28 protein-coding genes are annotated in these 26625 nt (G+C 60.5%); 8 read left to right on the top strand and 20 right to left on the bottom strand.

Annotation, left to right across the window (positions count from 1 at the left end):
• Position 1: 1 nt before the first annotated feature.
• The 3 genes from gntK to AC6I7Z_RS01210 all read right to left on the bottom strand — a co-directional run bounded on the left by gntK (position 2) and on the right by AC6I7Z_RS01210 (position 2462).
• Positions 2-538 carry a gluconokinase gene (gene gntK, locus AC6I7Z_RS01220; RefSeq protein WP_033753176.1) on the bottom strand — a complete coding sequence of 179 codons (537 nt, stop codon included), beginning with the start codon at positions 536-538 and terminating at the stop codon, positions 2-4.
• Positions 539-677: 139 nt separating this feature from the next.
• A complete protein-coding gene (gene gntR / locus AC6I7Z_RS01215; protein ID WP_033753178.1) occupies positions 678-1673 on the bottom strand; it encodes a gluconate operon transcriptional repressor GntR in 996 nt (331 codons plus the stop codon).
• A gap of 93 nt (positions 1674-1766) precedes the next feature.
• A complete protein-coding gene (locus AC6I7Z_RS01210; protein WP_497812886.1) occupies positions 1767-2462 on the bottom strand; it encodes a pirin family protein in 696 nt (231 codons plus the stop codon).
• 354 nt (positions 2463-2816) lie between these two features.
• Here AC6I7Z_RS01210 and AC6I7Z_RS01205 point away from each other — a divergent pair, with 354 nt between their 5' ends.
• On the top strand, positions 2817-3308 hold the full coding sequence (locus tag AC6I7Z_RS01205; RefSeq protein ID WP_313590458.1) for a GNAT family N-acetyltransferase: 492 nt from the start codon (positions 2817-2819) through the stop codon (positions 3306-3308).
• Between the two features lie 28 nt (positions 3309-3336).
• Here the strand turns inward: AC6I7Z_RS01205 and ggt are convergent, their stop codons facing one another.
• On the bottom strand, positions 3337-5091 hold the full coding sequence (ggt, locus tag AC6I7Z_RS01200) for a gamma-glutamyltransferase (protein ID WP_497812885.1): 1755 nt from the start codon (positions 5089-5091) through the stop codon (positions 3337-3339).
• A gap of 187 nt (positions 5092-5278) precedes the next feature.
• On the opposite strand from ggt, the gene AC6I7Z_RS01195 reads away from it, so the two are divergent.
• Complete coding sequence (locus AC6I7Z_RS01195; protein WP_033753191.1) at positions 5279-5557, top strand: DUF2756 domain-containing protein; 279 nt, start codon at positions 5279-5281, stop codon at positions 5555-5557.
• Here AC6I7Z_RS01195 and ugpQ read toward each other — a convergent pair.
• From ugpQ to AC6I7Z_RS01145, 10 genes are all read right to left on the bottom strand, one after another.
• Positions 5554-6297: a glycerophosphodiester phosphodiesterase gene (ugpQ, locus tag AC6I7Z_RS01190; protein WP_497812884.1), complete on the bottom strand. Its 744-nt coding sequence runs from the start codon at positions 6295-6297 to the stop codon at positions 5554-5556. The genes AC6I7Z_RS01195 and ugpQ overlap by 4 nt on opposite strands.
• The gene (locus tag AC6I7Z_RS01185) at positions 6294-7367 is read right to left on the bottom strand and encodes a sn-glycerol-3-phosphate import ATP-binding protein UgpC (protein WP_497812883.1); all 1074 of its coding nucleotides are present in this window, start codon (positions 7365-7367) and stop codon (positions 6294-6296) included. The genes ugpQ and AC6I7Z_RS01185 overlap by 4 nt, the downstream gene beginning before the upstream one ends.
• Before the next feature lie 2 nt (positions 7368-7369).
• Positions 7370-8215: a sn-glycerol-3-phosphate ABC transporter permease UgpE gene (ugpE, locus tag AC6I7Z_RS01180; RefSeq protein ID WP_033753200.1), complete on the bottom strand. Its 846-nt coding sequence runs from the start codon at positions 8213-8215 to the stop codon at positions 7370-7372.
• Positions 8212-9099, bottom strand: a complete 888-nt coding sequence (gene ugpA / locus AC6I7Z_RS01175; protein ID WP_497812882.1) for a sn-glycerol-3-phosphate ABC transporter permease UgpA — start codon at positions 9097-9099, stop codon at positions 8212-8214. Before ugpA ends, ugpE begins: the two co-directional genes overlap by 4 nt.
• 54 nt (positions 9100-9153) lie before the next feature.
• Positions 9154-10470, bottom strand: coding sequence for a sn-glycerol-3-phosphate ABC transporter substrate-binding protein UgpB (gene ugpB / locus AC6I7Z_RS01170; RefSeq protein WP_497812881.1), 1317 nt, complete (start codon positions 10468-10470; stop codon positions 9154-9156).
• A gap of 312 nt (positions 10471-10782) precedes the next feature.
• A complete protein-coding gene (gene livF, locus AC6I7Z_RS01165; RefSeq protein WP_497812880.1) occupies positions 10783-11496 on the bottom strand; it encodes a high-affinity branched-chain amino acid ABC transporter ATP-binding protein LivF in 714 nt (237 codons plus the stop codon).
• Between the two features lies 1 nt (position 11497).
• Positions 11498-12265, bottom strand: a complete 768-nt coding sequence (livG, locus tag AC6I7Z_RS01160) for a high-affinity branched-chain amino acid ABC transporter ATP-binding protein LivG (protein ID WP_497812879.1) — start codon at positions 12263-12265, stop codon at positions 11498-11500.
• The gene (locus AC6I7Z_RS01155) at positions 12262-13530 is read right to left on the bottom strand and encodes a high-affinity branched-chain amino acid ABC transporter permease LivM (RefSeq protein ID WP_497812878.1); all 1269 of its coding nucleotides are present in this window, start codon (positions 13528-13530) and stop codon (positions 12262-12264) included. Before AC6I7Z_RS01155 ends, livG begins: the two co-directional genes overlap by 4 nt.
• Positions 13527-14453, bottom strand: a complete 927-nt coding sequence (livH, locus tag AC6I7Z_RS01150) for a high-affinity branched-chain amino acid ABC transporter permease LivH (RefSeq protein WP_497812877.1) — start codon at positions 14451-14453, stop codon at positions 13527-13529. Before livH ends, AC6I7Z_RS01155 begins: the two co-directional genes overlap by 4 nt.
• 71 nt (positions 14454-14524) lie before the next feature.
• A complete protein-coding gene (locus AC6I7Z_RS01145) occupies positions 14525-15652 on the bottom strand; it encodes a branched-chain amino acid ABC transporter substrate-binding protein (RefSeq protein WP_033753212.1) in 1128 nt (375 codons plus the stop codon).
• A gap of 400 nt (positions 15653-16052) precedes the next feature.
• Here AC6I7Z_RS01145 and panM point away from each other — a divergent pair, with 400 nt between their 5' ends.
• Positions 16053-16439 carry an aspartate 1-decarboxylase autocleavage activator PanM gene (gene panM / locus AC6I7Z_RS01140; RefSeq protein WP_497812876.1) on the top strand — a complete coding sequence of 129 codons (387 nt, stop codon included), beginning with the start codon at positions 16053-16055 and terminating at the stop codon, positions 16437-16439.
• 47 nt (positions 16440-16486) lie between these two features.
• On the opposite strand, the gene rpoH is transcribed toward panM, so the two are convergent.
• The 4 genes from rpoH to ftsY all read right to left on the bottom strand — a co-directional run bounded on the left by rpoH (position 16487) and on the right by ftsY (position 20731).
• A complete protein-coding gene (rpoH, locus tag AC6I7Z_RS01135) occupies positions 16487-17344 on the bottom strand; it encodes an RNA polymerase sigma factor RpoH (RefSeq protein WP_033753215.1) in 858 nt (285 codons plus the stop codon).
• A gap of 243 nt (positions 17345-17587) precedes the next feature.
• Positions 17588-18571, bottom strand: coding sequence for a permease-like cell division protein FtsX (gene ftsX, locus AC6I7Z_RS01130; protein WP_033753217.1), 984 nt, complete (start codon positions 18569-18571; stop codon positions 17588-17590).
• Complete coding sequence (gene ftsE, locus AC6I7Z_RS01125) at positions 18561-19229, bottom strand: cell division ATP-binding protein FtsE (protein WP_033753218.1); 669 nt, start codon at positions 19227-19229, stop codon at positions 18561-18563. Before ftsE ends, ftsX begins: the two co-directional genes overlap by 11 nt.
• Positions 19230-19234: 5 nt before the next feature.
• The gene (ftsY, locus tag AC6I7Z_RS01120; protein WP_497812875.1) at positions 19235-20731 is read right to left on the bottom strand and encodes a signal recognition particle-docking protein FtsY; all 1497 of its coding nucleotides are present in this window, start codon (positions 20729-20731) and stop codon (positions 19235-19237) included.
• Positions 20732-20966: 235 nt separating this feature from the next.
• Here ftsY and rsmD point away from each other — a divergent pair, with 235 nt between their 5' ends.
• Positions 20967-21566, top strand: a complete 600-nt coding sequence (rsmD, locus tag AC6I7Z_RS01115) for a 16S rRNA (guanine(966)-N(2))-methyltransferase (protein ID WP_048784730.1) — start codon at positions 20967-20969, stop codon at positions 21564-21566.
• Positions 21556-21828, top strand: coding sequence for a DUF1145 family protein (locus AC6I7Z_RS01110; RefSeq protein WP_048784732.1), 273 nt, complete (start codon positions 21556-21558; stop codon positions 21826-21828). Before rsmD ends, AC6I7Z_RS01110 begins: the two co-directional genes overlap by 11 nt.
• Positions 21829-21854: 26 nt before the next feature.
• Here the strand turns inward: AC6I7Z_RS01110 and AC6I7Z_RS01105 are convergent, their stop codons facing one another.
• Positions 21855-22211, bottom strand: a complete 357-nt coding sequence (locus AC6I7Z_RS01105) for a DUF2500 domain-containing protein (RefSeq protein ID WP_497812874.1) — start codon at positions 22209-22211, stop codon at positions 21855-21857.
• A 158-nt stretch (positions 22212-22369) separates the two neighbouring features.
• Between AC6I7Z_RS01105 and AC6I7Z_RS01100 the strand changes: the two genes are divergently transcribed.
• Both AC6I7Z_RS01100 and AC6I7Z_RS01095 read left to right on the top strand, forming a co-directional pair.
• The gene (locus tag AC6I7Z_RS01100) at positions 22370-22999 is read left to right on the top strand and encodes a lysoplasmalogenase (RefSeq protein WP_497812873.1); all 630 of its coding nucleotides are present in this window, start codon (positions 22370-22372) and stop codon (positions 22997-22999) included.
• Positions 23000-23085: 86 nt separating this feature from the next.
• On the top strand, positions 23086-25383 hold the full coding sequence (locus tag AC6I7Z_RS01095) for a zinc/cadmium/mercury/lead-transporting ATPase (protein ID WP_497812872.1): 2298 nt from the start codon (positions 23086-23088) through the stop codon (positions 25381-25383).
• A 12-nt stretch (positions 25384-25395) separates the two neighbouring features.
• On the opposite strand, the gene tusA is transcribed toward AC6I7Z_RS01095, so the two are convergent.
• A complete protein-coding gene (tusA, locus tag AC6I7Z_RS01090) occupies positions 25396-25647 on the bottom strand; it encodes a sulfurtransferase TusA (RefSeq protein ID WP_033753239.1) in 252 nt (83 codons plus the stop codon).
• A gap of 202 nt (positions 25648-25849) precedes the next feature.
• Here tusA and AC6I7Z_RS01085 point away from each other — a divergent pair, with 202 nt between their 5' ends.
• Positions 25850-26515 carry a 7-cyano-7-deazaguanine/7-aminomethyl-7-deazaguanine transporter gene (locus AC6I7Z_RS01085; protein WP_497812871.1) on the top strand — a complete coding sequence of 222 codons (666 nt, stop codon included), beginning with the start codon at positions 25850-25852 and terminating at the stop codon, positions 26513-26515.
• The last annotated feature ends 110 nt before the right edge of the window (positions 26516-26625 follow it).

Here is a 26625-nt window from a genome sequence, read left to right as displayed (position 1 = left end):
ACTAACCCTTGTTGATGGCTTTCCCGATAGCCGCAACCGTAGCCGCAACAACTTCGTCCACTGAATGATTGATATCGACCGTCAGCACGTCCGGCTCGTCTGCGCCCGGCTCTTCCAGCGTGGCGAACTGCGTCACCAGCATCTGCGGTTTAAAGAAGTGACCTTTGCGCGCCTTCAGACGAGACTCGATGGTGTCGAAGTCGCCCTTAAGGTAGATAAAGCGCAGGTTGTCGTTGCCCTGACGCAGAATGTCGCGGTAGCGCTTTTTCAGCGCGGAACAGACGATGATAGAGATCGCCTGGGTGCGCTGCATGGCGAACGCGGCGTCGTTGAGCGCCTGTAACCATGGCTGACGATCGTTATCGTCCAGCGGATGGCCGTCGGCCATTTTTAAAATATTGGCGCGCGGATGAAGAAAATCGCCGTCAAGAAACGCGGTATTGAGCTGGTGGGAGACCTGGTTAGCGACAACGGACTTTCCGCTGCCTGAAACGCCCATCAGAATAAAGACGTGATGCGACGAAGATTGAGTAGTCATTTTTCTGCTCCGGCAGGTAAATTCGCCAATGTTACCGATAACAATGCTGGTTGCCATTGTGTTAAGCCCACTCCAGGCTGGCAACCCTGTTTAGCCGGAAAAGCACGAAAGTGTGAACTGACTCATAAAAATGCCAGATTCAGATGCTGCCGCCTTCGCTGATGTCAAAGCCGATATCCAGCGGCGCGGAGACGCTGAAATCGCCGCTGATACGCGCCAGCAGCATGGCGGCCGCTTCGCGTCCCATGCGTTCGCGCGGCGTCAGGACGGTCGCCAGCTGCGGCGTCACAACCTGACTAATATCATGGCCGTGAAAGCCGGCAATCGCCATTTGCGACGGGACTTTTAATCCCTGACGCTGGCATTCGAACATCGCGCCGACCGCCAGGTCGTCGTTGGTGCAGAACAGACTGTCGGTTTGCGGATAGCGACGCTGCGCCTCGCACAGCAGCATGCCGCCCGCGCTGAAAGAGGAGGCCTCTTCCATCATCACACTGCGCGGCTCCAGCCCCGCTTCGCGCATCGCTTTTTCGTAGCCCTGCTGCTTCTGCAGGGTGCGCTCATCAAGACGCGCGCCCAGATAAACCGTATGGCGATGCCCTTTGCGCAGGATAGCGTGCGTCATCTGGCGCGCCGCCTCGACGTTGTCGAAGCCCACCGCCATGTCGAGGCACGGCGAAACGCTGTCCATCATCTCAATCACCGGAATGCCCGCCACTTCCAGCATGCGCAGCGTGGCGGGAGTATGGGTGCGCTCGGTGAGAATAACGCCGTCGATGTTCCAGCCCAGCAGCGAACGCAGCTGCAGCTCCTCTTTTTGCGGGCTGTAGCCGAAGTGGGCGACCAGCGTCTGATAGCCCGCCTCGTCGGTTACCGCTTCGATGCCGCGCAGCACGTCGGCGAACACCTGGTTGGTCAGCGAGGGCAGCAGCACGCCGATGGCGCGGCTGGTGGCGTTGGAGAGCATATCCGGCGCGCGGTTGGGGATATAGCCCAGCTCATCAAGCGCGACGGCAATCTTGTCGCGTAGCGGCGCGGAAACCTGCTCAGGATTGCGCAGGTAGCGGCTGACGGTCATTTTCGTTACGCCGACACGATCGGCAACATCCTGTAATACCGGTCTTTTTTTCTTCATCGTATGCGCCCAGGGTCACAATTACGATGAGTCTATCACTATTCGGCGGGAGAATTGTAAACCGGGGCGCGACGGTGCGCGCCCCGTCACCGCTTAAACCGGCGGCAGATCGAACAGCAGCACTTCGGCGTCGCTGCTGGCTTCCAGAGTGACGCTCGCCTCATCCCAGACGGCAAACGCGTCGCTGGTGCGGGCGGTTTCGCCGTTGACGCGGATCTCGCCTTTAACCACCTGCACCCAGACGCGGCGGCCGGTTTCGATAGCGACCTCATCTTTTTCGCCTGCGCTGAAAACCCAGCGCGACAGCGTCATATCCTGATAGACCTTCAGCGATCCTTCACGGGCGTCCGGCGTCAGCACAAACTGACGTCCTTTTACGTCCGGGAAGCGGCGCTGGGCGTAACGCGGTTCGATGCCGGTACGCTCTGGAATAATCCAGATCTGATACAGGTGCAGCGGGTCGCTGCTGCTGGCGTTGTACTCAGAGTGACGCACGCCGGTGCCCGCGCTCATGATCTGAAATTCGCCCGCCGGGATCTGCTCTTTGTTGCCCATGCTGTCCTGATGCTCGACGGTGCCGGAGAGCACATAGGTCAGGATCTCCATATCTTTGTGCGGGTGCGTGCCGAAGCCCTGCCCGGCGGCGACGATATCTTCGTTAATGACGCGCAGCGCTGAAAAGCCCATAAAATTCGCGTCGTGATAGCTGGCGAAAGAGAAGGTGTGCCAGCTTTCCAGCCAGCCGTGATTAGCGTAGCCGCGTTCTTCTGCTTTGCGTAAGTAAATCATGTTCAGTTCTCCTCAATGTTTTAGAACAGTCTGAACCTGAGGCGAACCTATTGATAGCTGAAAAACTTCACGCCTCTGTTCAAAAAAGGTGAACAAGCGCTTTGCGGATGATGAGCAGGGCTGAATAATGCGGCGGGCAAAAAAAAGCCAGCACCCGAGCTGGCTAAGTAATACTGGAAGCAATGTGAGCAATGTCGTGCTTTCCGGTTTGTCTGAGGACGCCCCGAGAACGCATCGCAATAATAATCATTATCATTCGCGTCTGTAAAGCCTTTTGTGATCTTTTCTGTTGATTATTAATAAGATTTCCTTGATGTTTGAAAGGGTTTTCCCGTCAACGCAAGGAGAAGGATGATGAGCGAGATTGTGGTGCGACACGTTACGCCTGAAGATGCCGCCGCCTTAATGCATATTTACAGCCAGCCGGACACTATGGCGAATACGCTACAGCTACCGCTGCCTTCGCTGCAAAAATGGCAGCAGCGGCTAAGCAACCTCTCTCCGACGGGACATTCGCTGGTCGCTTGCATCGAAGAAAAAGTGGTTGGCCAGCTGACGCTGGAGATTCTCGCGCCTGCGCGCCGTCGCCACTGCGCCACGCTGGGCATGGGCGTCGATGAAGCGTATCGCAACCGCGGCGTCGGCAAAGCGCTGCTTGGCGCGGCGGTCGATCTTTGCGACAACTGGCTGCAGGTGACGCGCATGGAGCTAACGGTATTCGCCGACAATCCCGCCGCCATTGCCCTCTACCGCCATTTCGGCTTTGAAGTTGAAGGCACGGCGAAGGCTTTTGCTATGCGGCATGGCGAGATGATCGACACGCACTATATGGCGCGGCTGAAATAGCAAACGGGGCCAGCCTGGCCCCGAACTCTTAATATCCCGCGCTCAAATCCCCTGGCGTGCGCGGATCGGACGCGCCATACAGCGTGCCGTCCGGCCCAATCATAATGCTCTGCGTGCTGCCCATCGCCGGCAACACCTTCACATGCTGCCCTTTATTCTCCAGCAAACGCAGCGTATCCGGGCTAAACCCCTTCTCAACGCGCAGCTGATCCGGCAGCCACTGATGGTGGAAGCGCGGCGCATTGGTCGCCTCTGCGACGTTCATCCCGAAATCGACGCTGTTCACCACCATTTGCAGCACGGTAGTGATAATGCGGCTGCCGCCGGGGCTGCCGGTCACCAGCCAGGTTTTGCCCCCTTTCGCCACGATGGTCGGCGACATCGAGGAGAGCGGACGCTTGGCGGGCTGTACCGCATTCGCTTCGCCGCCGACCAGTCCGTAGACGTTCGGCGTGCCCGGCTTGGCGGAGAAGTCGTCCATCTCGTTGTTCAGCAGGATGCCGCTGTTGCCCGCAACGATGCCGCTGCCGAAATTGGTGTTCAGGGTATAGGTCACCGCGACCGCCGTGCCCTGCTTATCTACAACCGAAAAATGCGTGGTCTGGTTGCTTTCATAAGGTTCCAGCTTGCCGGGCTTAATCTCGCTCGACGGACGCGCTTTCGCCACATCAATCTGCTGCGCGATCGACTTCGCGTAGGCTTTGCTGGTGAGCGCCTGCCACGGCACTTTGACGAAATCGGGATCGCCAAGATACTCCGAGCGGTCGGCATAGGCGTATTTCTCCGCTTCGGCGACCACCTGCATCGCGTCGGCGCTGCCAAAGCCCATTTTCGCCAGATCGAAGTTTTCCAGGATATTGAGGATCTGCACGATATGGATCCCGCCCGATGAGGGCGGCGGCATAGAGAAGATCTCATAGCCGCGATAGGTGCCGCTGATCGGCTTACGCTCAACGGCGCGGTAGGCCGCCAGATCCGCTTTGCCGATCAGGCCGCCATGCTGCGCCATCTCGCTGGCGATCTCATCGGCGATTTCGCCTTTATAGAAGGCGTCCGGCCCCTGCTGCGCAATGAGTTGCAGGCTGTGAGCGAGATTCTTCTGCACCAGACGATCGCCCTTCTGCCACGGCGTGCCGTCAGGCTTAAAGAAAATCGCCTTGCTGTTGGGATGCGCCAGCAGCACTTCCTTACCGTAGGTTTTCAGATCGTCCGCCAGCGCGTCGTTGACCACATAGCCTTCGCGCGCCAGTTTAATCGCCGGCGCCAGCAGCGTGCTGAGCGGCAGCGTGCCATATTTTTGCGCCGCCAGCGCAAAGCCCGCCACGCTGCCGGGCGTGCCCGAGGCGAGATGCGAAGTCAGCGACAGCTTGCTGTCGGCGTTGCCCTGTTTGTCGAGGAACATATCGCGCGAGGCGCGGCCCGGCGCCATTTCGCGGAAGTCGATAGAGGTGGCGCGGCCGGATGCGGTGCGCAGCAGCATAAAGCCGCCGCCGCCCAGGTTGCCCGCCTGCGGATGCGTCACCGCCAGCGCAAAGCCGACGGCGACAGCGGCGTCCACCGCATTACCGCCCTGGCGCAGAATATCCACGCCCACCTGCGTCGCCAGCGCATCCACCGAAGCAACCATGCCGTTCTGCGCGCGAACGGGATGAAAGGTATCATCCTCGACGCCATAAGAGACGGGCGGCGCGCTGGCAGGCGCGGCGGCATCAGCGACGCTGACTACCGTTAAACTCATCATCACAGCCCAGCCAAGCTGGCGTATATTTCCTCGCATCATCATCCCTCTACCCTTTTCAGTTGTTTACATTTGTTATCACGCAGGCAAGTGTTTACAAATACAGCAAAAAAATAACATCTAAGTCAAATTCGGTGCGTTCCTGGGGGAGAAGTTTGTGAGATTGCTAAACTTATAGCTGCGGCCACGGCGCATCACACGCCGGTGAGGCCGCGCTGACGGAGGAAGTCACATGAAAAAATGGTTAATCGTCTTTGCCGCGCTGCTGCCCCTTAGCGGCATGGCTAATATGCTGAACAACACTAATCAACCTAATCAGCCGGGCTACAATCCAAGCCAGCAGCGTATGCAGACGCAGATGCAAATCCAGCAGCAGCAGCAGCAGAGCAAACTGCAGCAGGATCAGCAGCAGCAGACGCAGCAGATACAGCGCAAAATGCAGGAACAGCGCAGCAGCGCCCAGCAGCGCGTCATCAACACGCAGCCGGGACAGCAGCAAAACCGTAATTAACGGAAGTCGGGGCCAATGATGTCGATGCGATCGGTGCAGATGGCGTCGACGCCCCATTTCAGCAGCGTGCGCGCCCGCTCCGGGTCGTTCACCGTGTAGACCAGAATATGCAGGCCGGCAGCCTTCAGCGCCGCGACGCGCCCGGCGTCGAGCAGCCTGTGGTTAAGGTGAATTGAAACGCACGCCAGCGCGGCGGTTTTGCTTTGCCACGCCTCATCCCATTCATCAAGCAGCAGGCCGCGCGGCAGATCCGGCTCCGCCTGCATCGCCGACTCTAGCGCCACGTAAGAGAACGACGACAGCAGCGGCGCAGTCATACCCTGCCACAACCTCTTCGCCGCATGGGCGATGGCGCGGCCGGTTTCCGCCTCGCTGCCGGTAGTGGGTTTGATTTCGATATTCGCCATCATGCCGTACTGGCGACAGCGCGCCGCCACGTCGGGAAGCAGCGCCAGCGGTTCGCCGTCGAACGCCTTGCCGAACCAGCCGCCCGCATCGAGCTGCGCCAGTTTTTCCCACGGCAGCTCTCCCGCTACGCCCCAGCCGTTGCTGGTGCGATCCAGCGTGTCGTCGTGCAGCAGAAAAATCTGCTTATCCTGCGACAGCTTCGCGTCGAACTCGATCATGGTATGGCCCCACTCCGCGCCGACGTCGATCGCCGCCAGGGTATTTTCCGGGGCCAGTTTGCCGCCGCCGCGATGGGCGACGATAGGGGGATAGGGCCAGCTGTATGTGCTCATTCCAGACGCTTTCCGGTAGTTGAATCGAAATAGTGTAACGCATCCGACGGCAGATGCAGCCACAGCGTGCTGCCCGCCTGCGGGCGTTCGCTGTGCGGCAGACGCACCACCAGCGGCGTCTCGCCGATGCGCCCGTGCGCCAGGTTGTCCGCGCCGAGCAGCTCCAGCGTCTCTATGCGCAGCGGAATGCCCTCGCGCTCGCGCGGGCTGATGCGCACATGCTCCGGACGGATGCCGAGCGTCACGGCGCGACTCGCCCACTTCGCCTTGATGTCGCCGAGCGTCAGGGACCAGGAGTTGTCGATATTGAAGCGCGTCCCGTCGCTGCCGATCTGGCCGTCAATCAGGTTCATCGCCGGCGCGCCGATAAAGGAGGCGACGAACTGGCTGGCCGGACGCTCGTAGATCTCTACCGGCGTGCCGATCTGCTCGACAAAGCCCTTGTTCAATACCATCACGCGCTGCGCCAGCGTCATCGCTTCGACCTGATCGTGCGTCACGTAAAGGCTGGTGGTTTGCAGGCGGCGATGCAGCTGCTGCAGCTCCAGCCGCATCTGCACGCGCAGCCGCGCGTCCAGGTTGGAGAGCGGCTCGTCGAACAGGAACACCGAGGGCTCGCGCACGATAGCGCGGCCCATCGCCACGCGCTGGCGCTGCCCGCCGGAAAGCTCGCGCGGACGGCGGCTCAGCAGCTGATCCAGCTCCAGGCTGCGCGCCGCCTCCAGCACGCGCAGGCGGATATGCTCTTTGCGCATGCCGCGGATCTTCAGCCCGTAGGCCATATTCTCCTCGACCGTCATATGCGGGTAGAGCGCGTAGTTCTGGAACACCATGGCGATGCCGCGATCTTTCGGCTCCAGCTGGGTGACGCATCTGTCATCGATATAGATATCGCCGGAGGTGACGCGCTCCAGCCCGGCCACCATGCGCAGCAGCGTCGATTTGCCGCAGCCGGAGGGACCGACCATCACCATAAATTCGCCGTCGTTGACGGTGACATTCAGCGGCTGAATGATTTGATTCTTGCCGTCGTAGGACTTGGTTACCGCCTGAAGGGTTACGCCTGCCATGCTTATTTCTCGCTCTCGACCAGGCCACGCACGAACGCGCGCTGCATGACCAGCACCACCACCACCGGTGGGATCAGGGTTAATAACATTGCCGCCATCACTTCGTTCCACTGCGTCGGCGATCCGCTGGTGGAGATCATGCTTTTGATCCCCGCCACCGCGGTGCTGAGCGAGGCGTCATTGACGATCAGCAGCGGCCAGAGATACTGATTCCAGCCGTAGATAAAGGTGATCACGAACAGCGCCGCGAGGTTGGTTTTCGACAGCGGCAGCACGATGTCCCAAAAGAAGCGCAGCGCGCTGGCGCCGTCGATGCGCGCCGCCTCGATCAGCTCGTCCGGCAGCGACATAAAGAACTGGCGGAACAGAAAGGTCGCCGTGGCTGACGCCATCAGCGGCAGCGTCAGGCCGCTGTAGCTGTCGAGCATATTGAGATCGGCGATCACCTGCACGGTAGGGAAAATACGCACCTCGACCGGCAGCATCAGCGTGATAAAGATCAGCCAGAAAAAGAGCGTGCGCAGCGGAAAGCGAAACCAGACCAGCGCAAAGGCGGAGAGCATCGACACCGTGATTTTGCCGACGGTAATGCCGAACGCCATAATCAGACTGTTCAGCAGCATCAGGCTGAACGCCGGGCCGCTGCCGTTAACCCCCTGGGTCCAGATGCGCGAGATGTTCTCCCACAGGTGAGTGCCGGGGATGAGGGTCATCGGCACCTGATAGACCGCCTCGTTGTCCAGCGTGGCGGCGACGAAGGCGACGTAGAGCGGAAAAAGAATAGTGAGCACGCCCAGCACCAGCAGCGTGTGGCTGAAGATATCCAGCCCGCGACGGTTTTCAATCATTGGTACTGCACCTTACGCTCAACAAAGCGGAACTGTATAACGGTCAGACCGATCACCAGCAGCATCAGCACCACCGACTGCGCCGCCGATGAAGAGAGATCCAGCCCGGTAAAACCTTCGCGATAGATTTTGTAGATCAGCGTGGTGGTGGCCTGCACCGGCCCGCCGCCGGTCGCGGCGTCGATCACCGGGAAGGTGTCGAAGAAGGCGTAGATCAGGTTCACCACCAGCAGGAAAAAGCTCACCGGCGTAATCAGCGGCAGCGACAGGTTGAAGAAGCGACGCACCGGCCCGGCGCCGTCGATCGCCGCGGCCTCCACCAGCGATTTCGGAATCGACTGCAGCGCGGCGAAAAAGAACAGGAAGTTGTAGCTCATCTGCTGCCAGATCGAGGCGACGACAATCAGGAACATCGCCTGACCGCTGTTCTGAGCATAGTTCCAGCTATAGCCAAGCTGGTTGAGAAAGTGGCTAATCAGGCCGAGGCCGGGATTGAACAGAAACATCCACATCACCGCCGCGACCACCGGCGCCACCGCGTAGGGCAGCAGTAGCAGCGTCTGATAGAGCTTGCGCAGCCGGATAACGTAATCCACCAGCGCCGCTAACAGCAGCGACAGCACCATGCCGCACACCGTGACCAGCGTGCTGAAGACGATGGTGGTCCAGAAGGCGTCGAGATAGTAGCTGTCCTGAAACAGGCGCCTGAAATTGTCCAGCCCGACAAAGGTGCTGGAGATGCCGAAGGGATCGAGGTTTTGCAGCGAATACCACAGGGCTTCGCCCGCGGGCCAGAGGAAAAAGATGGCGGTAATCAGCAGCTGCGGCAGCACCAGCAGATAGGGCAACAGACTGGTGCGAAACACCGGACGAGATGAAGACATAGCGTACTCTGTCTGAGAAAGAGAACAGGGCCGGCACGCGCCGGCCCTTTAAGATTATTTCACCTGCTGTTCAAAGCGGCGCAGCAGTTCGTTGCCGCGTTTCACCGCGCTATCCAGCGCGGCCTGCGGCGACTGCTTGCCGGTCCAGACGCCTTCCAGCTCTTCGTCGACGATGGTGCGGATCTGCGGCATATTGCCCAGACGCATGCCCTTGGTGAACGGCAGCGGATCTTTGTTCAGCATCTGACGCGTGGCGATATCCGCGCCAGGGTTCTTGTCATAGAAGCCCTGCTGCTTGCTCAGCTCGTAAGCGGCGGTGGTGATCGGCAGGTAGCCGGTTTTCTGATGCCATTCGGCGGCGATTTCCGGCTGCGCGAGGAACTGCATAAACTCCGCGGCGCCCTTATAGGTGTTGGCGTCTTTGCCTTTCATCACCCACAGGCTGGCGCCGCCGATAATGGCGTTCTGCGGCGCGTTCGGCACGTTTTCGTCATAGGGCATCATGCCGACGCCGAAGTTGAATTTGGCGTAGTGTTTGATATCCGCCAGCGAACCCGAAGAGGCGGTGGTGATGCCGCAGTCGCCGTTATAGAACTTGGCGGTGGATTCATCTTTCCGGCCGAAGTAGGTGAAGTCGCCTTTCTTGTTCATCTCCTCCAGCATCTGGATATGGCGCACCTGCACCGGCTGGTTGAACTCCAGCACCGCGTCGGTGCCGTCGAAGCCGTTGTTTTTGCTGGCGACCGGCAAGGCGTGCCAGGCGCTGAAGTTTTCGATCTGGATCCAGCCCTGCCAGCCGCTGGCGTAGCCGCAGCTCAGGCCCGCTTTACGCAGCGCGTCGGCATCCTTCGCCAGCTCCTGCCAGGTTTTCGGCGGCTGATCCGGGTTCAGGCCCGCTTTTTTAAAGGCGTCTTTGTTGTAGTAGAGCACCGGCGTAGAGCTGTTGAACGGCTGAGAAATCAGATGGCCGCTGGCGTCGCTGTAGTAGCCCGCCACGGTCGGCACGAACTGTTTTTCATCGAAGGGAATGCCCGCGTCCTGGAAGACCTGATGCACCGGCACGATCGCTTTCGAAGCCATCATGGTGGCGGTGCCGACTTCATAGACCTGCAAAAGGACCGGCGCTTTGCCGGTACGCACCGCTGCGATGCCTGCCGCGAGGCTCTGCTCGTAGTTGCCTTTGTAGGTCGGCACGATTTTATAGTCGGGGTGCGCCTGGTTGAAACGCTGCGCCAGAGAGTCGACCTCTTTGCCTAACTCCCCCTCCATCGAGTGCCAGAAAGGAATTTCAGTGGCGGCCAGCGCGTTGCCGCTGATGGCCAGGCCCAGAACCACACTCATCAGTCTGCTTTGTGTCTTAAACACGGACATAGAATTTTCCTGTGCAGGTAGCTACGCGCGATATCACGCATTTTTTGTTCGCGAAGTAACATGACACGGGAAAATGACGGATTAATAACAGCGAGATGACAGCCGCATGACGGCCAGATGAAGGAGTTACCTAAAATGTTTTATCGCACCGATGCAAGGCCGTCGGCGGCGCAGCCAGGCCTTATTCAATGCCAAAGGGCCGTCGGTGTCGCAGCCAGTTCGACGACGGCCAGCGCACAGCCACCGGAGCGTACACGTAGTACGTGAGGATGGCGAGCACTGCCCGGCGTCGAAATGGCAAGTAAACCAGGCCTAGGCGCCTAAGTAAGCGCTGCGGACGGCTTCGTTGGAGAGCAGAGCCTCGCCCGTATCCTCCAGCACCACGTGCCCGTTCTCCAGCACATAGCCGCGATCCGCCAGCTTCAGCGCCTGATTCGCATTCTGCTCCACCAGGAAGATGGTCATCCCCTCTTTGCGCAGCTGCTCGATGGTGTCGAAGATCTGCTGGATAATTATCGGCGCCAGCCCCAGCGAAGGCTCGTCCAGCAGCAGCAGACGCGGCTGGCTCATCAGCGCGCGGCCGATCGCCAGCATCTGCTGCTCGCCGCCGGACATGGTGCCTGCGCGCTGGATTTTACGCTCCGCCAGACGCGGAAAGAGATCATAGACGCGCGCGATGCGCGTCTGATACTCCTGACGGCTGGCGAAAAAGCCGCCCATCGCCAGATTCTCTTCTACCGTCATGCGCGAAAACACCCGGCGTCCCTCCGGCACGATGGCGATCGCCTCGCGCATGATGCGCGCGGTTTGCCAGTCGGTAATGGTTTTGCCGTCGAAGGTAATGCTGCCCTGGGTGGCGCGCGGTTCGCCGCACAGCGTGCCGAGCAGCGTGGTTTTTCCCGCGCCGTTGGCGCCGATCAGCGTGACGATTTCGCCCTGACTGATATGCAGGCTGACGTTGTGCAGCGCCTGGATCTTACCGTAGTGCGCGCTGACGTTGTTAACGGATAACATTGGGTTTGCCATGTTACGCCTCTCCTAAATAGGCTCGGATCACGTCCGGATTGTTACGCACCTCTTCCGGCGTGCCGTTAGCCAGCGGCGTACCCTGGTTCACCACGTAGATACGGTCGGAAATGCCCATCACCAGCTTCATATCGTGCTCAATCAGCAGAACGGAGACCTTGTGCTCGCCGCGCAGTTCGGCGATCAGCTCATCCAGCTCGTGCGTCTCTTTCGGGTTGAGTCCGGCCGCCGGTTCGTCCAGCATCAGGATCTCCGGGCGCGTCACCATGCAGCGCGCGATCTCCAGGCGGCGCTGCTGACCGTAGGCGAGATTCCCCGCCTGGCGGTTGGCGAGATCGAGCAGTCCGATGCGCTCCAGCCAGGTGGCGGCGCGATCCAGCGCCTCGCTCTCGCCGCGACGAAACGCCGGGGTTTTGAACAGGCCTGAAAAGAGGCCGCTTTTCAGATGCTGATGCTGCGCCACCAGCAGGTTCTCAATTACCGTCATCTCACGGAACAGACGAACGTGCTGAAAGGTGCGCACCACGCCCATGCGGGCGATCTGCTGGCCCGGCAGGCCTTCCAGATGCTGATCGCGCAGCTTGATGGTGCCGCCGGTCGGCTTGTAGAAGCCGGTCAGGCAGTTGAATACGGTGGTCTTTCCCGCGCCGTTGGGACCGATCAGCGAAACGATCTCCTGCGGGCGCAGCTCCAGCGCCACGTTATTGACCGCCAGCAGGCCGCCGAAGCGCATCATCAGGCCTTCAACGGCTAATAAAGGCTGACTCATGCCTGCTCTCCTTGTTTCTGCTTCAGTTTCAGGTGCGGACGCTTCATCGGCAGCAGCCCCTGCGGACGCCAGATCATCATCAGCACCATCAGGCCGCCCAGCACCAGCATGCTGTATTCGTTCAGGTCGCGCATCAGCTCGCGCGACACCACCAGCAGGATAGCGGCGAGGATCACCGCGAACTGCGAACCCATGCCGCCCAGCACCACAATCGCCAGCACGAAGGCGGATTCGACGAAGGTAAAGGACTCCGGACTGACAAAGCCCTGGCGCGCGGCGAACAGCGTTCCCGCGAAGCCGGCGAACGCGGCGCTAATGGTAAAAGCGGTCAGCTTGATGCGCGTCGGGCTCAGGCCGAGCGAGCGACAGGCGATCTCATCTTCGCGCAGCGCTTCCCACGCGCGGCCCAGCGGCATGCGCAGCAGGCGGTTAATCACGAACAGCGTCAGCGCCACCAGCAGCAGCGCCACCAGATAGAGGAAAATCACGCGGTCGCTGGGGTCATATTTCAGGCCGAAAAATTCATGGAAGGTGCTCCAGCCGCCTTCGGAGACTTTACGACCGAACTCCAGACCGAACAGCGAGGGTTTCGGGATCTGCGCGATACCGTTGGGGCCGCCGGTTATAGAGGTATTGTTCAGCAGCAGAATACGCACGATCTCGCCGAAGCCGAGCGTGACGATCGCCAGATAGTCGCCGCGCAGACGCAGCACCGGAAAGCCGAGCAGCAGCCCGAACAGCGCCGAGACGATGCCCGCCAGCGGCAGACACTCCCAGAAGCCGAGGCCGAAGTAGTGATTCAGCAGCGCGAAGGTGTAGGCGCCGATAGCATAGAAGCCGCCGTAGCCGAGCACCAGCAGACCCGAGAGGCCGACCACCACGTTAAGGCCCAGGCCGAGCATCACGTAGATCAGGGTCAGCGTCGCGATATCCACCGCGCCGCGCGAAACGAAAAAGGGCCAGGCCACCGCCACGACGATCAGCGCCAGCATAAACAGCTTCTGCTTCGGCGTGGAGCCGTCAATGCCGGGCAGCACCAGCGCCGGCCCGGAGATCTTTTTCAGGCCGCGCTGCCAGAACGGACGCAGCAGCTGAAAGAGAAAGACCACGCCGCAGCCGACGAAAATCCAGTTCCAGCGCACGTCTCCCGCGCTCTCCACCACCAGCCGCGTACCGTCGAGGCCAAGGCGCATGCCCATAAAGAAGCTGGCCAGCACCAGCAGCATCACGGAGGAGAGCAGCGCATTAATAAAGGAGGATTTCATACTTTCTCGACCTCCGGGCGGCCCAGAATACCGGTAGGCATCACCAGCAGCACCACGATCAGCAGCGCAAAAGAGACCACGTCTTTATATTCGGTGCTGAGATAGGCCGAGGTCAGCGCTTCGGCGATGCCGAGCACCAGGCCGCCGATCATCGCGCCTGGAATGCTGCCGATGCCGCCCAGCACCGCGGCGGTAAAGGCCTTCATACCGGCCATAAAGCCGATAAAGGGGTTAATCGAGCCGTAGAACTGGCCGAGCAGCACGCCCGCCACCGCCGCCATCGCCGCGCCGATCACAAAGGTCAGCGAAATCACGCGGTCGGTGTTAATGCCGAGCAGGCTCGCCATTTTCAGATCTTCGGCGCAGGCGCGGCAGGCGCGGCCCATACGCGAATAGCGGATAAACAGCGTCAGCGCCAGCATCGCCAGGAAGGTCACCAGCCAGATCACGATCTGCATGGTGGAGACGGTAGCGGCGAAGCCGTTGCTCTGGCCCAGCGTCCACTGGCCGGTGATCAGGCTCGGCAGCGCGAGGTCGCGCGAGCCCTGCGTCAGGCTGACGTAGTTTTGCAGGAAGATCGACATGCCGATGGCGGAGATCAGCGCGATCAGGCGCTTCGAGGATCGCACCGGCTTATAGGCGACGCGCTCGATACTCCAGCCGTAGGCGCTGGAGATCAGGATCGCCATCACGAAGCCGGCGGCGATCATCAGCCAGCCGGTGTCGATGCCCATCATCATCAGGGCGGCGATCACGATAAAGGAGACATAGCTGCCGATCATATAGACCTCGCCGTGGGCGAAGTTGATCATGCCGATAATGCCGTAAACCATGGTGTAACCGATGGCGATCAGCGCGTAGGTGCTGCCGAGGGTAACCCCGTTAAGCATCTGCTGAATAAAATAAAGAAACTGCTCGGACATAGTGAAGACCTGCATAAGAACGGGAAAATCCCCTGCCGACGCGGCAAGGGATTGGTCTGCCGATGGGACGATTACTTAACTGCGGTAGAGGAACCGTCTTTGTGCCATTTAAATACGCCGAACTCGAAGCCTTTCAGATCGCCTTTCTGGTCCCAGCTCAGGTTGCCCATCACTGTCGGTACCGGCTCGCCGCCCTTCAGGTTTTTCGCAATCTCTTCCGGCTCGTCGCTCTTGCTGCGCTCAATGCCGGCCGCCAGCGACTGGATCGCCGCATAGGTGGTCCAGACGAACGGACCGGTCGGATCTTTGCGGTTCTGCGCGCTGTTGGTCTTAATGGCGTCGACGATCGCCTTGTTCTCCGGCAGCTGGTCGTAGCGCTTCGGCAGCGTCACATAGATGCCTTCCGAGGCGTCGCCTGCGATATTAGAGAGCGAGGCGTTGCCCACCCCTTCCGGCCCCATAAAGCCGGCGTTCAGGCCAGCCGCTTTCGCCTGGCGCAGGATCTGGCCCATTTCCGGGTAGTAGCCGCCGTAGTAAACGAAGTCGACGTTCTCTTTCTTCAGGCGCGCGATCAGCGTGGAGAAGTCTTTATCGCCCGCGGTGATGCCTTCAAACAGCACCACGTTGCCGCCTTTGGCCTTCAGGGTTTTCTGCACCGACTCCGCCAGGCCCTGGCCGTACTGCTGCTTGTCATGCACCACGGCGATACGTTTAGGCTTGATCTGATCGAGGATATAGCTTGCAGCGGTCGGGCCCTGGTCGGAGTCCAGGCCGGTGGTGCGCATAATGGTTTCGTAACCGCGCGCGGTCAGCTCCGGCGCGGTGGCCGCCGGGGTAATCATCAGCACGCCTTCGTCGTTATAGATGTCTGACGCAGGCTGGGTAGAAGAGGAGCAAAGATGGCCGATAACGTACTTGATGCCGTCGTTGACGACCTTGTTCGCCACCGCCACGGCCTGTTTCGGGTCGCAGGCGTCGTCATACTCTACGCCCACCAGCTTGTTGCCGTTTACGCCGCCTTTGGCGTTGATATCCTTAATCGCCTGCGCGGCGCCGGTGAACTGCATATCGCCATACTGCGCGACCGGGCCGGTTACGGCGCCGACGATAGCGATTTTGATGTCGGCAGCCAGGGCGGCGTGGCTCATCGCCAGCGCAACGCAACCCGCCAGTAATGCGCGGCCTTTACTCATTTTCATGCGGACTTCCCCATCTTGTTGTGTCTGTGATTTGTGGTTTGCTGTTGCTACCGGATAAAGCCGAAAAATGATGTTTATGAATGATTTAGCGTGCTTTTCCGGTATTTTTTGGTAATAAGGCTTTATTTTTCAGGTTATTAAACAGGAAGTTTCTTCTGTAAATCAACTGACACATTGGGAAATAGCCAGCTGAAACAGCATAATCATCTGGTTGTTATGCAGGCAATACCGCCATTTCTCCAGCGCGTTATGCTGGCTTTTGCGCCTCTAATTGTTCTTTCTCTCCTCTATCCTGGCATCCAGGCCATCTTTTGACCTGTTTTCAACTTAAAAAAGTGACGGCGCTCTGACTGTCTAAATTCGCTACACTATGCCCTTTCGACTAGTACAGGTGTTTGTTATGAAACTCACTATTCTGCGCCTGACCACGCTGAGCGCGCAGGACCGCATCGACCTTGCGAAAATCTGGCCGGATAAGGATATCGAGGCGCTGGAAGCCAGCCTGAATGAAAATGCCCGGCTTTACGCCGCGCGTTTCAATGCGCGGCTGCTGGGGGCGTTAAAGCTGACGATAGCGGGAACGCAGGGAAACATCTCACAGCTGGACGTGCGCGAGGTGACGCGACGTCGCGGCGTAGGGCGTTATCTGGTGGAAGAGACCATCGCGCAGAACGGCTCGATCTCAAGCTGGTGGGTGGCGGACGACGGCAGCGCGGATCAGGGCGAGCGCGCCGCGTTTATGCAGGCCTGCGGTTTTCGCGCACAGGCGGATGGCTGGGTTAAATAGCGGGCAAAAAAAAGGGCGACTTCGCGTCGCCCGTTTTTGCGGTTCCGTTATGCTTCGATCGCCATGCGCAGTTTTTTCATGGCGTTCTTTTCCAGCTGCCGTACGCGTTCGGCCGACACGCCGTAGCGATCCGCCAGCTCCTGCAGCGTGGTTTTGTTGTCTTCGTCCAGCCAGCGGGCGCGGATAATGTGCTGGCTGCGCTCGTCGAGGCCCTGCATCGCGTCGCTCAGCTTGTCCGCCGCGTGCGATTCCCAGTTATCCTCTTCGATGCCGTCAGCGAAGTCGGAGGTTTTATCCTGCAGATAAAGCACCGGCGCCATCGCTTTGCCTTCGCCGCTCTCATCGTCGGCGGACATATCGAAGGTCATATCCTGCGCAGCCATACGCGATTCCATTTCACGCACGTCTTTGCTGCTTACGCCCAGTTCACGCGCCACCATCTCGACTTCGTCCTGATTGAACCAGCCCAGACGCTGCTTGGTTTTACGCAGGTTAAAGAACAGCTTGCGCTGCGCTTTCGTGGTAGCGACCTTCACGATACGCCAGTTACGCAGCACGTATTCGTGAATCTCGGCTTTAATCCAGTGCACGGCAAATGAGACCAGACGCACGCCCACTTCAGGATTAAAGCGACGCACCGCCTTCATCAGGCCGATGTTCCCTTCCTGAATCAGGTCCGCCTGAGGCAGGCCGTAACCGGAGTAATTACGAGCGATATGAACTACAAAGCGCAGGTGAGACAGGATCAGCGTCTTAGCCGCATCCAGATCGCCCTGGTAATGCAGCCGTTCAGCCAGCGCTTTTTCCTCTTCTGCCGACAGCATCGGCCAGACGTTGGCGGCCCGGACGTAAGATTCCAGGTTGCCAAGAGGAGCAATAGCTAAAGTTTGCATTTCTTTGGTCATTCAAACCCTCACATGGTTATTAAGTTGCTGCGTCTTCCCTTTTGAGCAGACGTTACCTTAAGTCAACGCCGGGGAAAACCCGAAAGCAATCTGTGCTACTTAGAGTAGCCAAGTTATCCACAAGTTCAATTATAGCAGTGAATATTTTACACACAGATGACGAGGCGGGAAGAGAGGAAGATTCCTCTGCGTCCGGATCGTCGGCAGCAGAGGAACATTATACCAAAAAAACGTTGCAGGCGGTTACTGGGGCGTAAAACGACGTAAATGTTGTACCGTCGCCAGCCAGGCGGCGATCCAGCCGATGATCGCGGCGATCAGCAGCAGCAGCAACCCCTCATCCCACGAGAAGCCTTCCAGCGAGAACGTGGTGCCGAAGACCTGCGCCACCTGCGCCACCACCGACTGCAGACGCAGCACCAGCACCTCAGAGAGGATCAGCGACAGCACCGCGCCGCTTAAGCCGAGCAGCGCGCCGCCGTAGAGGAACGGCCGCAGAATAAAGCCGTCGGTGGCGCCGATTAGCTTCTGCACGTTGATGGTGTCGCGCCGCGCGAAGATGCTGAGCCGCACGCTGTTGCCGATCACCAGGAACACCGCGACAATCATCAGAATGCCAATCATCGACGCGACCTGGCCTACCAGCCCGGTCAGCGCCGCCAGGCGGGCGAACCAGCTGTCGTCCATGCGCACTTCGTCGACGCCCTGCACTTTCGCCACGCTGTCGCGCAGGTTCTGCATGGTGTCGGAATTCTGGAAGTTAAGCTTCGGCGTGATGATCGCCACCGCCGGCAGCGGATTCTGCTCCAGCATATCCATCGCGCCGCCAAAGCCCGACCAGTTGCGGAACTCGTTCAGCGCCTCTTCTCGCGTCAGGTAGTTGACGTTATCCACGCCGTCGACCTGCTTGAGCTGCGCCACCACATTTTCCGCGGCGGTATCGTCGAGCGTTTTCGACAGATAAACCGTCAGCTGCGGCGCGGGATACCACTGCGTCGCGGCCTGGCTGACGTTTTTCCACACCATGTAGCAGACGCTGGGCAGCGTCAGCGAGATGGCGATCACCATCACCGTCAGCAGCGTCGCCAGCGGCTGGCGATACATATCCGACAGGGTGCCGCGCCACGCATAGCGCCACTGTTCCTGCCAGCCGCCCTTCAGCGCTTTGCTTTTAGACGGCGCTTTCGCTTTTGGCGCAGCGGGGCGCTTGTTGCGTTTATTGACCATCGTGGCCTCCATGCAGGCGTCCCTGATTGAGCGTCATGACGCGATAGCGTCGCCGCGCGATCAGCCCGCTGTCGTGCGTCGCCATCAGTACGGTGACGCCCACGCGGTTGAACTCTTCGAACAGACGCAGGATATCTTCCGACAGCGCGTCGTCCAGGTTGCCGGTCGGTTCGTCCGCCAGCAGCACGGCGGGCTTGTTCACCACGGCGCGCGCAATGCCGACGCGCTGCTGTTCGCCGCCGGAGAGCTGAATCGGAAAGCTTTTCGCTTTATCGAGCAGACCGACTTTATCCAGCGCCGCCGACACGCGGCGGCGAATATCTTCGCCGCTGGCGCCGGAGATGATCAGCGGGATCGCCACGTTGTCGTAGACCGAGCGATCCATCAGCAGGTGGTGATCCTGAAAGATCATGCCAATCTGGCGACGCAGGAACGGCACCTCGCTGTGGCGCAGCCGTGAAATATCGTGACCGCTGAACCAGATATGGCCCGCGCTCGGACGCTCAATGCCACAAATCAGCTTCAGCAGGGTACTCTTACCGGCGCCGGAATGGCCGGTCAGGAACGCCATTTCGCCCGGACGCAGATGAAAATCTACGCCCTGCAGCGCCTGACGCCCGCCGAGATATGCCTTACTGACCTCTTCAAAGCGAATCATCCCAATTAGTCCTCTCGGGCAAACAGTGCCTCAATAAAATCCTCGGCCTTGAAGGGCCGTAAATCTTCTATGCCTTCCCCGACGCCGATATAGCGAATCGGGATGCCGAACTGATCGGCCACCGAGAAGATCACGCCGCCTTTTGCCGTACCGTCCAGCTTGGTCAGGGTAATGCCGGTCAGGCCGACCGCTTCATGGAAAAGCTTCGCCTGGCTGATGGCGTTCTGGCCGGTGCTGGCGTCGAGGGTGAGCATCACTTCGTGCGGCGCCTCTTCGTCCAGTTTTTTCATCACGCGGGTGATTTTCTTCAGCTCTTCCATCAGGTGCGATTTGTTCTGCAGACGGCCAGCCGTATCGGCGATCAGCACGTCGACGCCGCGCGCTTTCGCCGCCTGAATGGCGTCGAAAATCACCGAGGCGGAATCTGCGCCGGTATGCTGCGCCACCACCGGAATATTGTTGCGTTCGCCCCACACCTGCAGCTGCTCCACGGCCGCCGCACGGAAGGTATCGCCCGCCGCCAGCATCACCGATTTGCCCTGCGCCTGATACTGGCGCGCCAGCTTGCCGATGGTGGTGGTTTTGCCGACGCCGTTGACGCCGACCATCAGGATCACGAACGGCCCTTTGCCGCTGACGTCGAGCGGCGCGTCCACTTTCGCCAGAATGCCCGACATTTCCGCTTTCAGCAGGCCGTAGAGCGCTTCCGCGTCGCGCAGCTGTTTGCGGTTCGCCTGCTGCGTCAGGTTAGTAATAATGCGGCGCGTGGTCTCGACGCCGACGTCGGCGATCAGCAGCTGCTCTTCCAGCTCTTCGAACAGCTCGTCGTCGATTTTTTTACCGCGGAACAGGCTGATAAAGCCGGAGCCGAGGTTCTGGCGCGTTTTGACCAGGCTGCGCTTCAGGCGCGCGAAGAATCCCTCTTTGGTGGGACGCTCCTGCTCCTGGGAAATAACGGGCGCGGCGGCGAGCGGCAAATCGCTGACCGTACTCTGCGCGTCGCTCTCAACGGCGATCGCTTCCGCTTCTGCGGCGATCTCTGCCGCCGCCTCGTCCTGCGGCGCTTCCGCCAGCGCCAGCGCGGCCAGCTCTTCGTCATCCAGCGGCTGCTCTTCTTCCGGCAGCGTTTCCGGCAATATTTCGTCTGCGACAGGCGTCGGCGCCAGCTCCGGCTCTTCTTCCGGAACAATCTCCTCCAGCGGCGCGATAATTTCCGCGTCCTGCGCTTTCTGGACGATCGCTTCCGGCTCCGCGGCGACGTGCTCTTCTGCGGCAATATGCTCTTCCGCCGCGACATGCTCTTCCGCGGCAGGCGCAGGCGCTTCGCGCTGCGCCTCGGCGACCTGCTCGGTCAGCTCGACGGTATGCGCCGCTTCGGTTTCCGCCTGCGCTAGCCTGGCCTCATCTGGCTGCTGTTCAGGCGCTTCAGCAGGCTGTTGTGTCTCTTCTTCTTTGCCAAATCCCAGCCAGGAAAAAAAGCCACGTTTTTTCTCTTTTGCCATTGTGTGACGACACTCCTCGATGGCTTAATCCCGGTCGCTCGCTGTTCCCAGGGGATAAAAATTAGCTCTGGTTTTTACCGCCGAAAGGGCGAAAAACGGCAGAATTATGTATGACTTCAGCAACTCACTAGTCTAACACTTTCCAGCCAGCGCACCACAGCACCCTTTTTTACCGTTTCTTCTCACCCGTTCGCCCGTTAAACTACGCAACAAATTATGACGAGTTGTGAGCAAGATGAGTAAAACCCCTCGTGGCACAGGCGGTGCCGGACAAATCCGCATCATCGGCGGTCAGTGGCGCGGACGCAAACTGCCGGTGCCCGACAGCGCCGGTCTGCGCCCGACCACCGATCGCGTGCGTGAAACCTTGTTTAACTGGCTGGCGCCGGTGCTACAGCAGGCGCGCTGCCTTGACTGTTTCGCCGGCAGCGGCGCGCTCGGCCTGGAGGCGCTGTCGCGCTTCGCCGGTTCGGTGACGCTGCTGGAGCTGGAACGTCCGGTGGCGCAGCAGCTGGAGAAGAATTTACACACCCTGCGCGCCAGCGACGCGCAGGTAATCAACGTCAATACCCTCAACTGGCTGGCCGCTTCCGGCGAGCCGTACGACGTGGTGTTCGTCGACCCGCCGTTCCGCAAAGGGTTGCTGGAGCAAACGCTGCAGCTGCTGGAGCAGAATGGCTGGCTGGCGGACGAGGCGATGATTTATGTAGAGAGCGAAGTCGAGCACGGCGCGCCGCCGGTGCCCGCTAGCTGGGCGCTGCATCGCGAGAAGATCGCCGGACAAGTGGCGTATCGTTTATATCACCGACAACAAGAGACATCCGATGTTGCTTAATTTAGGCCGCCTGTTAATGCTGTGCGTCTGGGCTTTTTTACTTTTTAACCTGGTCGATCCCTACCCTAAACCGCTGCGCTATTTTATCCACGTCGCGCTATTCTTTATGATCCTGATGCACGGGCTGCAGCTGACGCTGCTGCGCGCCACCCAGCCGAAGGACGCGCCGCCGATCGATCGCTGGACGCAGTGCAAAATCTTTCTGTTCGGCGTGTTTGAACTGCTGGCGTGGCAGAAGGCCAATTTTCCGAAGAAGAAGTAAACGTAGCGGGCTGAACAGCCCGCTTTTTAAGGCGCCGGGGTAAAGCTGACGAAACGCGACCCCTGCATCTTCAGCTCGCCCTTCGCGCCGGTATCCATCTGGTTGTAGTCACGCTCGCCCACAATCGCTTTAATATCGCTGGCGCCGTTCAGAGGATGGAACCAGGCTTCGTAGCGCATCTCTTCCCCCGCGATGACTTCGCGCTGGCGCGAACGCCGGTTGGGCGACGGATACTCCCGTTTGGTCTTGACCTTCACCATCAGCGTGCGCACCGGCGAGGCGTCGTTCACCGCCGTCTCGCGCCGCTGCTTGATAAACTGGCGGGTCGCCAGCACGGCGATAACGGCCAGTACGATAAAAAAGAGTAGCGGTGGTTTGCTCATGGTTTTTTCTCGTCTCGTTAAGCTCTGAAAAGCAATGCGGGAGAAGCATACAACCAGAGTTGCCCGATTGTCACATTGCGAGGCCGTAACCTAAACTGAGATCGACTTATTGGGAATTTTCACCATCTGATGGACAGGTTGTCCTTAAGGGAGCAGCAATGCTTTGGTCATTTCTTGCCGTACTTTTCTCCGGTTGGCTCTATGTTGACGCATCCTATCGCGGCCCGCAGTGGCAGCGCTGGCTATTCAAACCTATTACGCTGTTGCTGATGGTGGGCTGGGCCTGGCAGGCGCCGGTGCTGAAACCTACCGATTACTTGATTATCGCCGGGCTGCTCGCGACGCTGGTCGGCGACGCGCTGCTGCTGCTGCCGCGTCAGCAGATGCTCTACGCGCTGGGCGCCTTCTTCCTCTCTCACCTGCTGTACACCATCTGCTTCGCCGCCAGTATGACGATGACTTTTTACTGGCCGATTCCGCTGACGCTGCTGATTATCGGCGCCATCACCATCGCGACCATCTGGAATCGCCTGGAGACGCTGCGCTGGCCGATTTGCACGCTGATCGGCATGACGCTGGTGATGACCTGGCTGGCCGCCGAGCAGTATGTTTTCCGTCCTACCGACGACAGCTTCACGCTGGTGGTGGGCGCGAGCCTGCTGCTGCTGGCGAATATCGTCTGGTTCGTCAGCCACTATCGCCGCCGTTTTCGCGCCGACAGCGCCATCGTCGCCGCCTGCTACTTTGCCGGGCACTTTATGATTGTCCGTTCGCTGTGGCTCTTCTGATGTAAAACCAGCCTTGACTCTGGAGTCGACTCCAGAGTGTAGGATGCAGTAGCGGGCGGGATCGCCCGTCCGTTACTGGAGGTTTTATGCAGCAATATCATCACGAACACGCCTGCGGCTGCGGCCGCTCTCGCCATCCCCATTCCGCCGCTAAACCGCTCTGCGCCCTGCCTGGGGCCGCGTCCGCGCGGCTCAATATCCGCGCCGCTTCGCCTGTTCAGCCAGCCTGCGGCGGCGGTTGCTGCGAGGCGGACAGCAGCCCAGGCGGCGAGGAGCATTCCGGCGGCAGCGACGAAGAGAGCGACAGGCACGGCGGCTGGCGCTTTAGCTGGCGCGTCAGCGGCATGGACTGTCCGAGCTGCGCCCGCACCGTTGAAACCGCCGTCAGCCAGCTGCCCGAGGTATTACGCACCCGCGTCGTCTTCGCCAGCGAAAAGCTGCTGGTCGAGGCCAGCGCCGATGTCTCCGCCGCGGTTGAACAGGCGGTCACGCGCGCCGGCTTCTCGCTGATCGACGACGCCCCAACGCCCCGCCCCGCTTCCCGCTGGCGCGAAAACCGCGCCCTGCTGCTGCTTGCCGCTTTGCTGCTCGCCAGCGTGATACTGAGCCAGTTTATGCCGCGCTGGGGCGACGGGCTGTTTATCCTCACGACGCTGATCGGCCTGTGGCCTGTGGCGCGCGGCGCCTGGCAACGCGCGCGCAGCGGCTCGCCCTTTACTATCGAAATGCTGATGAGCGTCGCGGCCGCCGGCGCGCTGCTGATCGGCGCCCACGCCGAAGCGGCGATGGTGCTGCTGCTGTTTTTGCTGGGCGAACGGCTGGAAGCTTTTGCCGCCGCCCGCGCGCGCAGCGGCGTGACGCAGCTGATGGCGCTACGCCCGGAAAACGCCACGCGGCTTAATGGCGGCAGGCGGGAGACCGTGGCGCTGGCGGCGCTGCGCCCCGGCGACGTTATCGAAGTGGCGGCGGGCGGACGCCTGCCGGTAGATGGTCGCCTGCTGAGCGACGAGGCGAGCCTGGATGAAAGCGCGCTGACCGGCGAATCGCTGCCGGTGACGCGTGAAAAAGGGGATGCGCTGCTGGCGGGCGCCACCAGCGTCGATCGGCTGATTCGGCTCGAAGTGACCTCTGAACCCGGCGCCAGCGCTATCGACCGTATTCTCACCCTGATTGAAGAGGCGGAAAGCCATCGCGCGCCGGTCGAGCGTTTTATCGATCGCTTCAGCCGCCTCTATACGCCGCTGATTATGCTGCTGGCCGCGCTGGTGATGGTGGCGCCGCCGCTGCTCGGCTTCGGCGGCTGGCTGCCGTGGATCTATAAAGGGCTGACGCTGCTGCTGATCGGCTGCCCCTGCGCGCTGGTGATCGCCACGCCCGCCGCCATCACCTCCGGCCTCGCCGCCGCCGCGCGCCAGGGCGCGCTGATTAAAGGCGGCGCGGCGCTGGAGCGCCTCAGCCAGATACGCGCCGTCGCCTTCGACAAAACCGGCACCCTGACGCAGGGCAAACCGCAGGTTACCGCCGTGCTCTGCTTCGCCTCAGCCTCGCAGGATGAGCTGCTGGCGCTGGCGGCGGCGGTGGAACAGGGCTCGACGCATCCGCTGGCCGCCGCGATCGTCGCGGCCGCCAGCGAGCGGCAGCTGGCCCTGCCCTCCGCCAGTCAGCAGATGACGCTGGCGGGCAGCGGCATCGCCGCGCAGGTCGAAGGCGCGCAGATCGAGCTGCTGTCGCCCGGCCGCGTCGACACGTTGAGCGCCGCGCAGCGCGCGCAGATCCTGCAGCAGGAAGAACAGGGGCAAACGCTGGTGGCGATCCTGCGCGACGGCGAACCGCTGGGCGCGCTGGCGCTGCGCGACAACCTGCGCGCCGACGCGCGCGACGCCCTGGAGGAGCTGAAAAGAATGGGCATTGAGAGCCTGATGCTCACCGGCGACAACCCGCGGGCGGCGGCGGCGATCGCCGGCGAACTCGGCATCGACTTTCGCGCCGGTCTGCTGCCTGGCGACAAGGTCGACGCCCTTCGCGCGCTGGGCCAGCAGCGCCCGCTGGCGATGGTCGGCGACGGCATCAACGACGCGCCCGCGATGAAGGCGGCCACTATCGGCATCGCCATGGGAAGCGGCAGCGATATCGCGCTGGAGACCGCCGACGCCGCGCTGACGCGCGATGCGTTGCCGCTGCTGCCGCTGCTGGTGGCGCTGGCGCGACGCACGCGCGCCACGCTGCGGCAAAATATCGCCATTGCGCTGGGGCTGAAGGCGCTGTTTCTGGTCACCACGCTGCTGGGCCTGACCGGCCTGTGGCTGGCGGTGCTCGCCGACTCCGGGGCGACGGCGCTGGTGACCGCTAACGCGCTGCGGCTGCTGCGCGCGCGTCGCAGGTAGCCGCCTCGACGATCAGGCGCCGAGGCCCTTCTGGATCAGATAATGATAAGGCAGGGTGTCGGTCTGCTGCGCCAGCAGGCGATGTTCCATAAAGCGGCAGAAGCCGGGAATATCGCGCGTGGTGGCCGGATCGTCGGCGATAATCAGCAGCGTTTCCCCATCCTGCATGGTGCGGACCGTTTTACGCACCATCATTACCGGCTCCGGGCAGCGCAGGCCCAGGGCATCCAGCTGATGGTCGGCATGGGAGAAGTTGTCGCTCATAAATCACTCGGTTCTAAACAGGGGGCGCTCATTTTAACGCGGCGCCCCGCAGACGCAAGACGAGAACGATTGCGTTAAAATTAACCATTGCGTAAATAGCACAACGCGGTAAGATGCCGCGGTTTTTAACATCGACACCGTCGCGCGGGCTCAGCTTTGCGCGGCAATGGGTTCCCTCACCCCAATATGAAAAAGGTCCACTATGATCGCATTTTCTCTGCGTCAGCGTCAGCATGCGCTGATCTGGCTCTCTCTGTTTCATCTGCTGGTGATTATCTCCAGTAACTATCTGGTGCAGCTGCCGGTCTCCATTTTCGGCTTCAATACCACCTGGGGCGCATTCAGCTTTCCGTTTATTTTTCTGGCGACCGACCTGACCGTGCGCATTTTCGGCGCGCCGCTGGCACGCCGCATTATCCTCGCGGTGATGATCCCGGCGCTGTTTGTCTCCTATCTGGTCTCCAGCCTGTTTTATCAGGGCCAGTGGCAGGGCCTGGCGGCGCTGCAAAACGTTAACCTGTTTGTCGCACGCATCGCCTGCGCCAGCTTTATGGCCTACGCGCTCGGGCAGATCCTCGACGTTCACGTCTTTAACCGCCTGCGCCAGCTGCCGCAGTGGTGGATCGCGCCGGGCTGCGCCATGTTCCTCGGCAATATCAGCGATACGCTCGCCTTCTTCTTTATCGCCTTCTATAAGAGCACGGACCCGTTTATGGCCGCGCACTGGGTCGAGATCGCGCTGGTGGACTACAGCTTTAAGGTCCTGATTTGCCTGGTCTTCTTCCTGCCCGCCTATGGCGTGCTGCTCAATGCGATGCTGAAACGTCTGGCGGAGCGCTCGCAGCGCCCGCAGATAAATTTCGGCTAACCGGCGATAGAGCCTTTCGCAATGACCCGCTAAGATCTTCTGACAATCGGGCGGTTGCTTTTGCCGCCTGATTCGAGTTGTATGAACGCCTTACTGGAATCAAATAAAGG

It is taken from the genome of Pantoea sp. X-Soil-MYKO-1289, from assembly GCF_059730625.1.
Note: the sequence above shows the minus strand (reverse complement) of the source record. Positions and strands in the feature narration are given on the sequence as shown.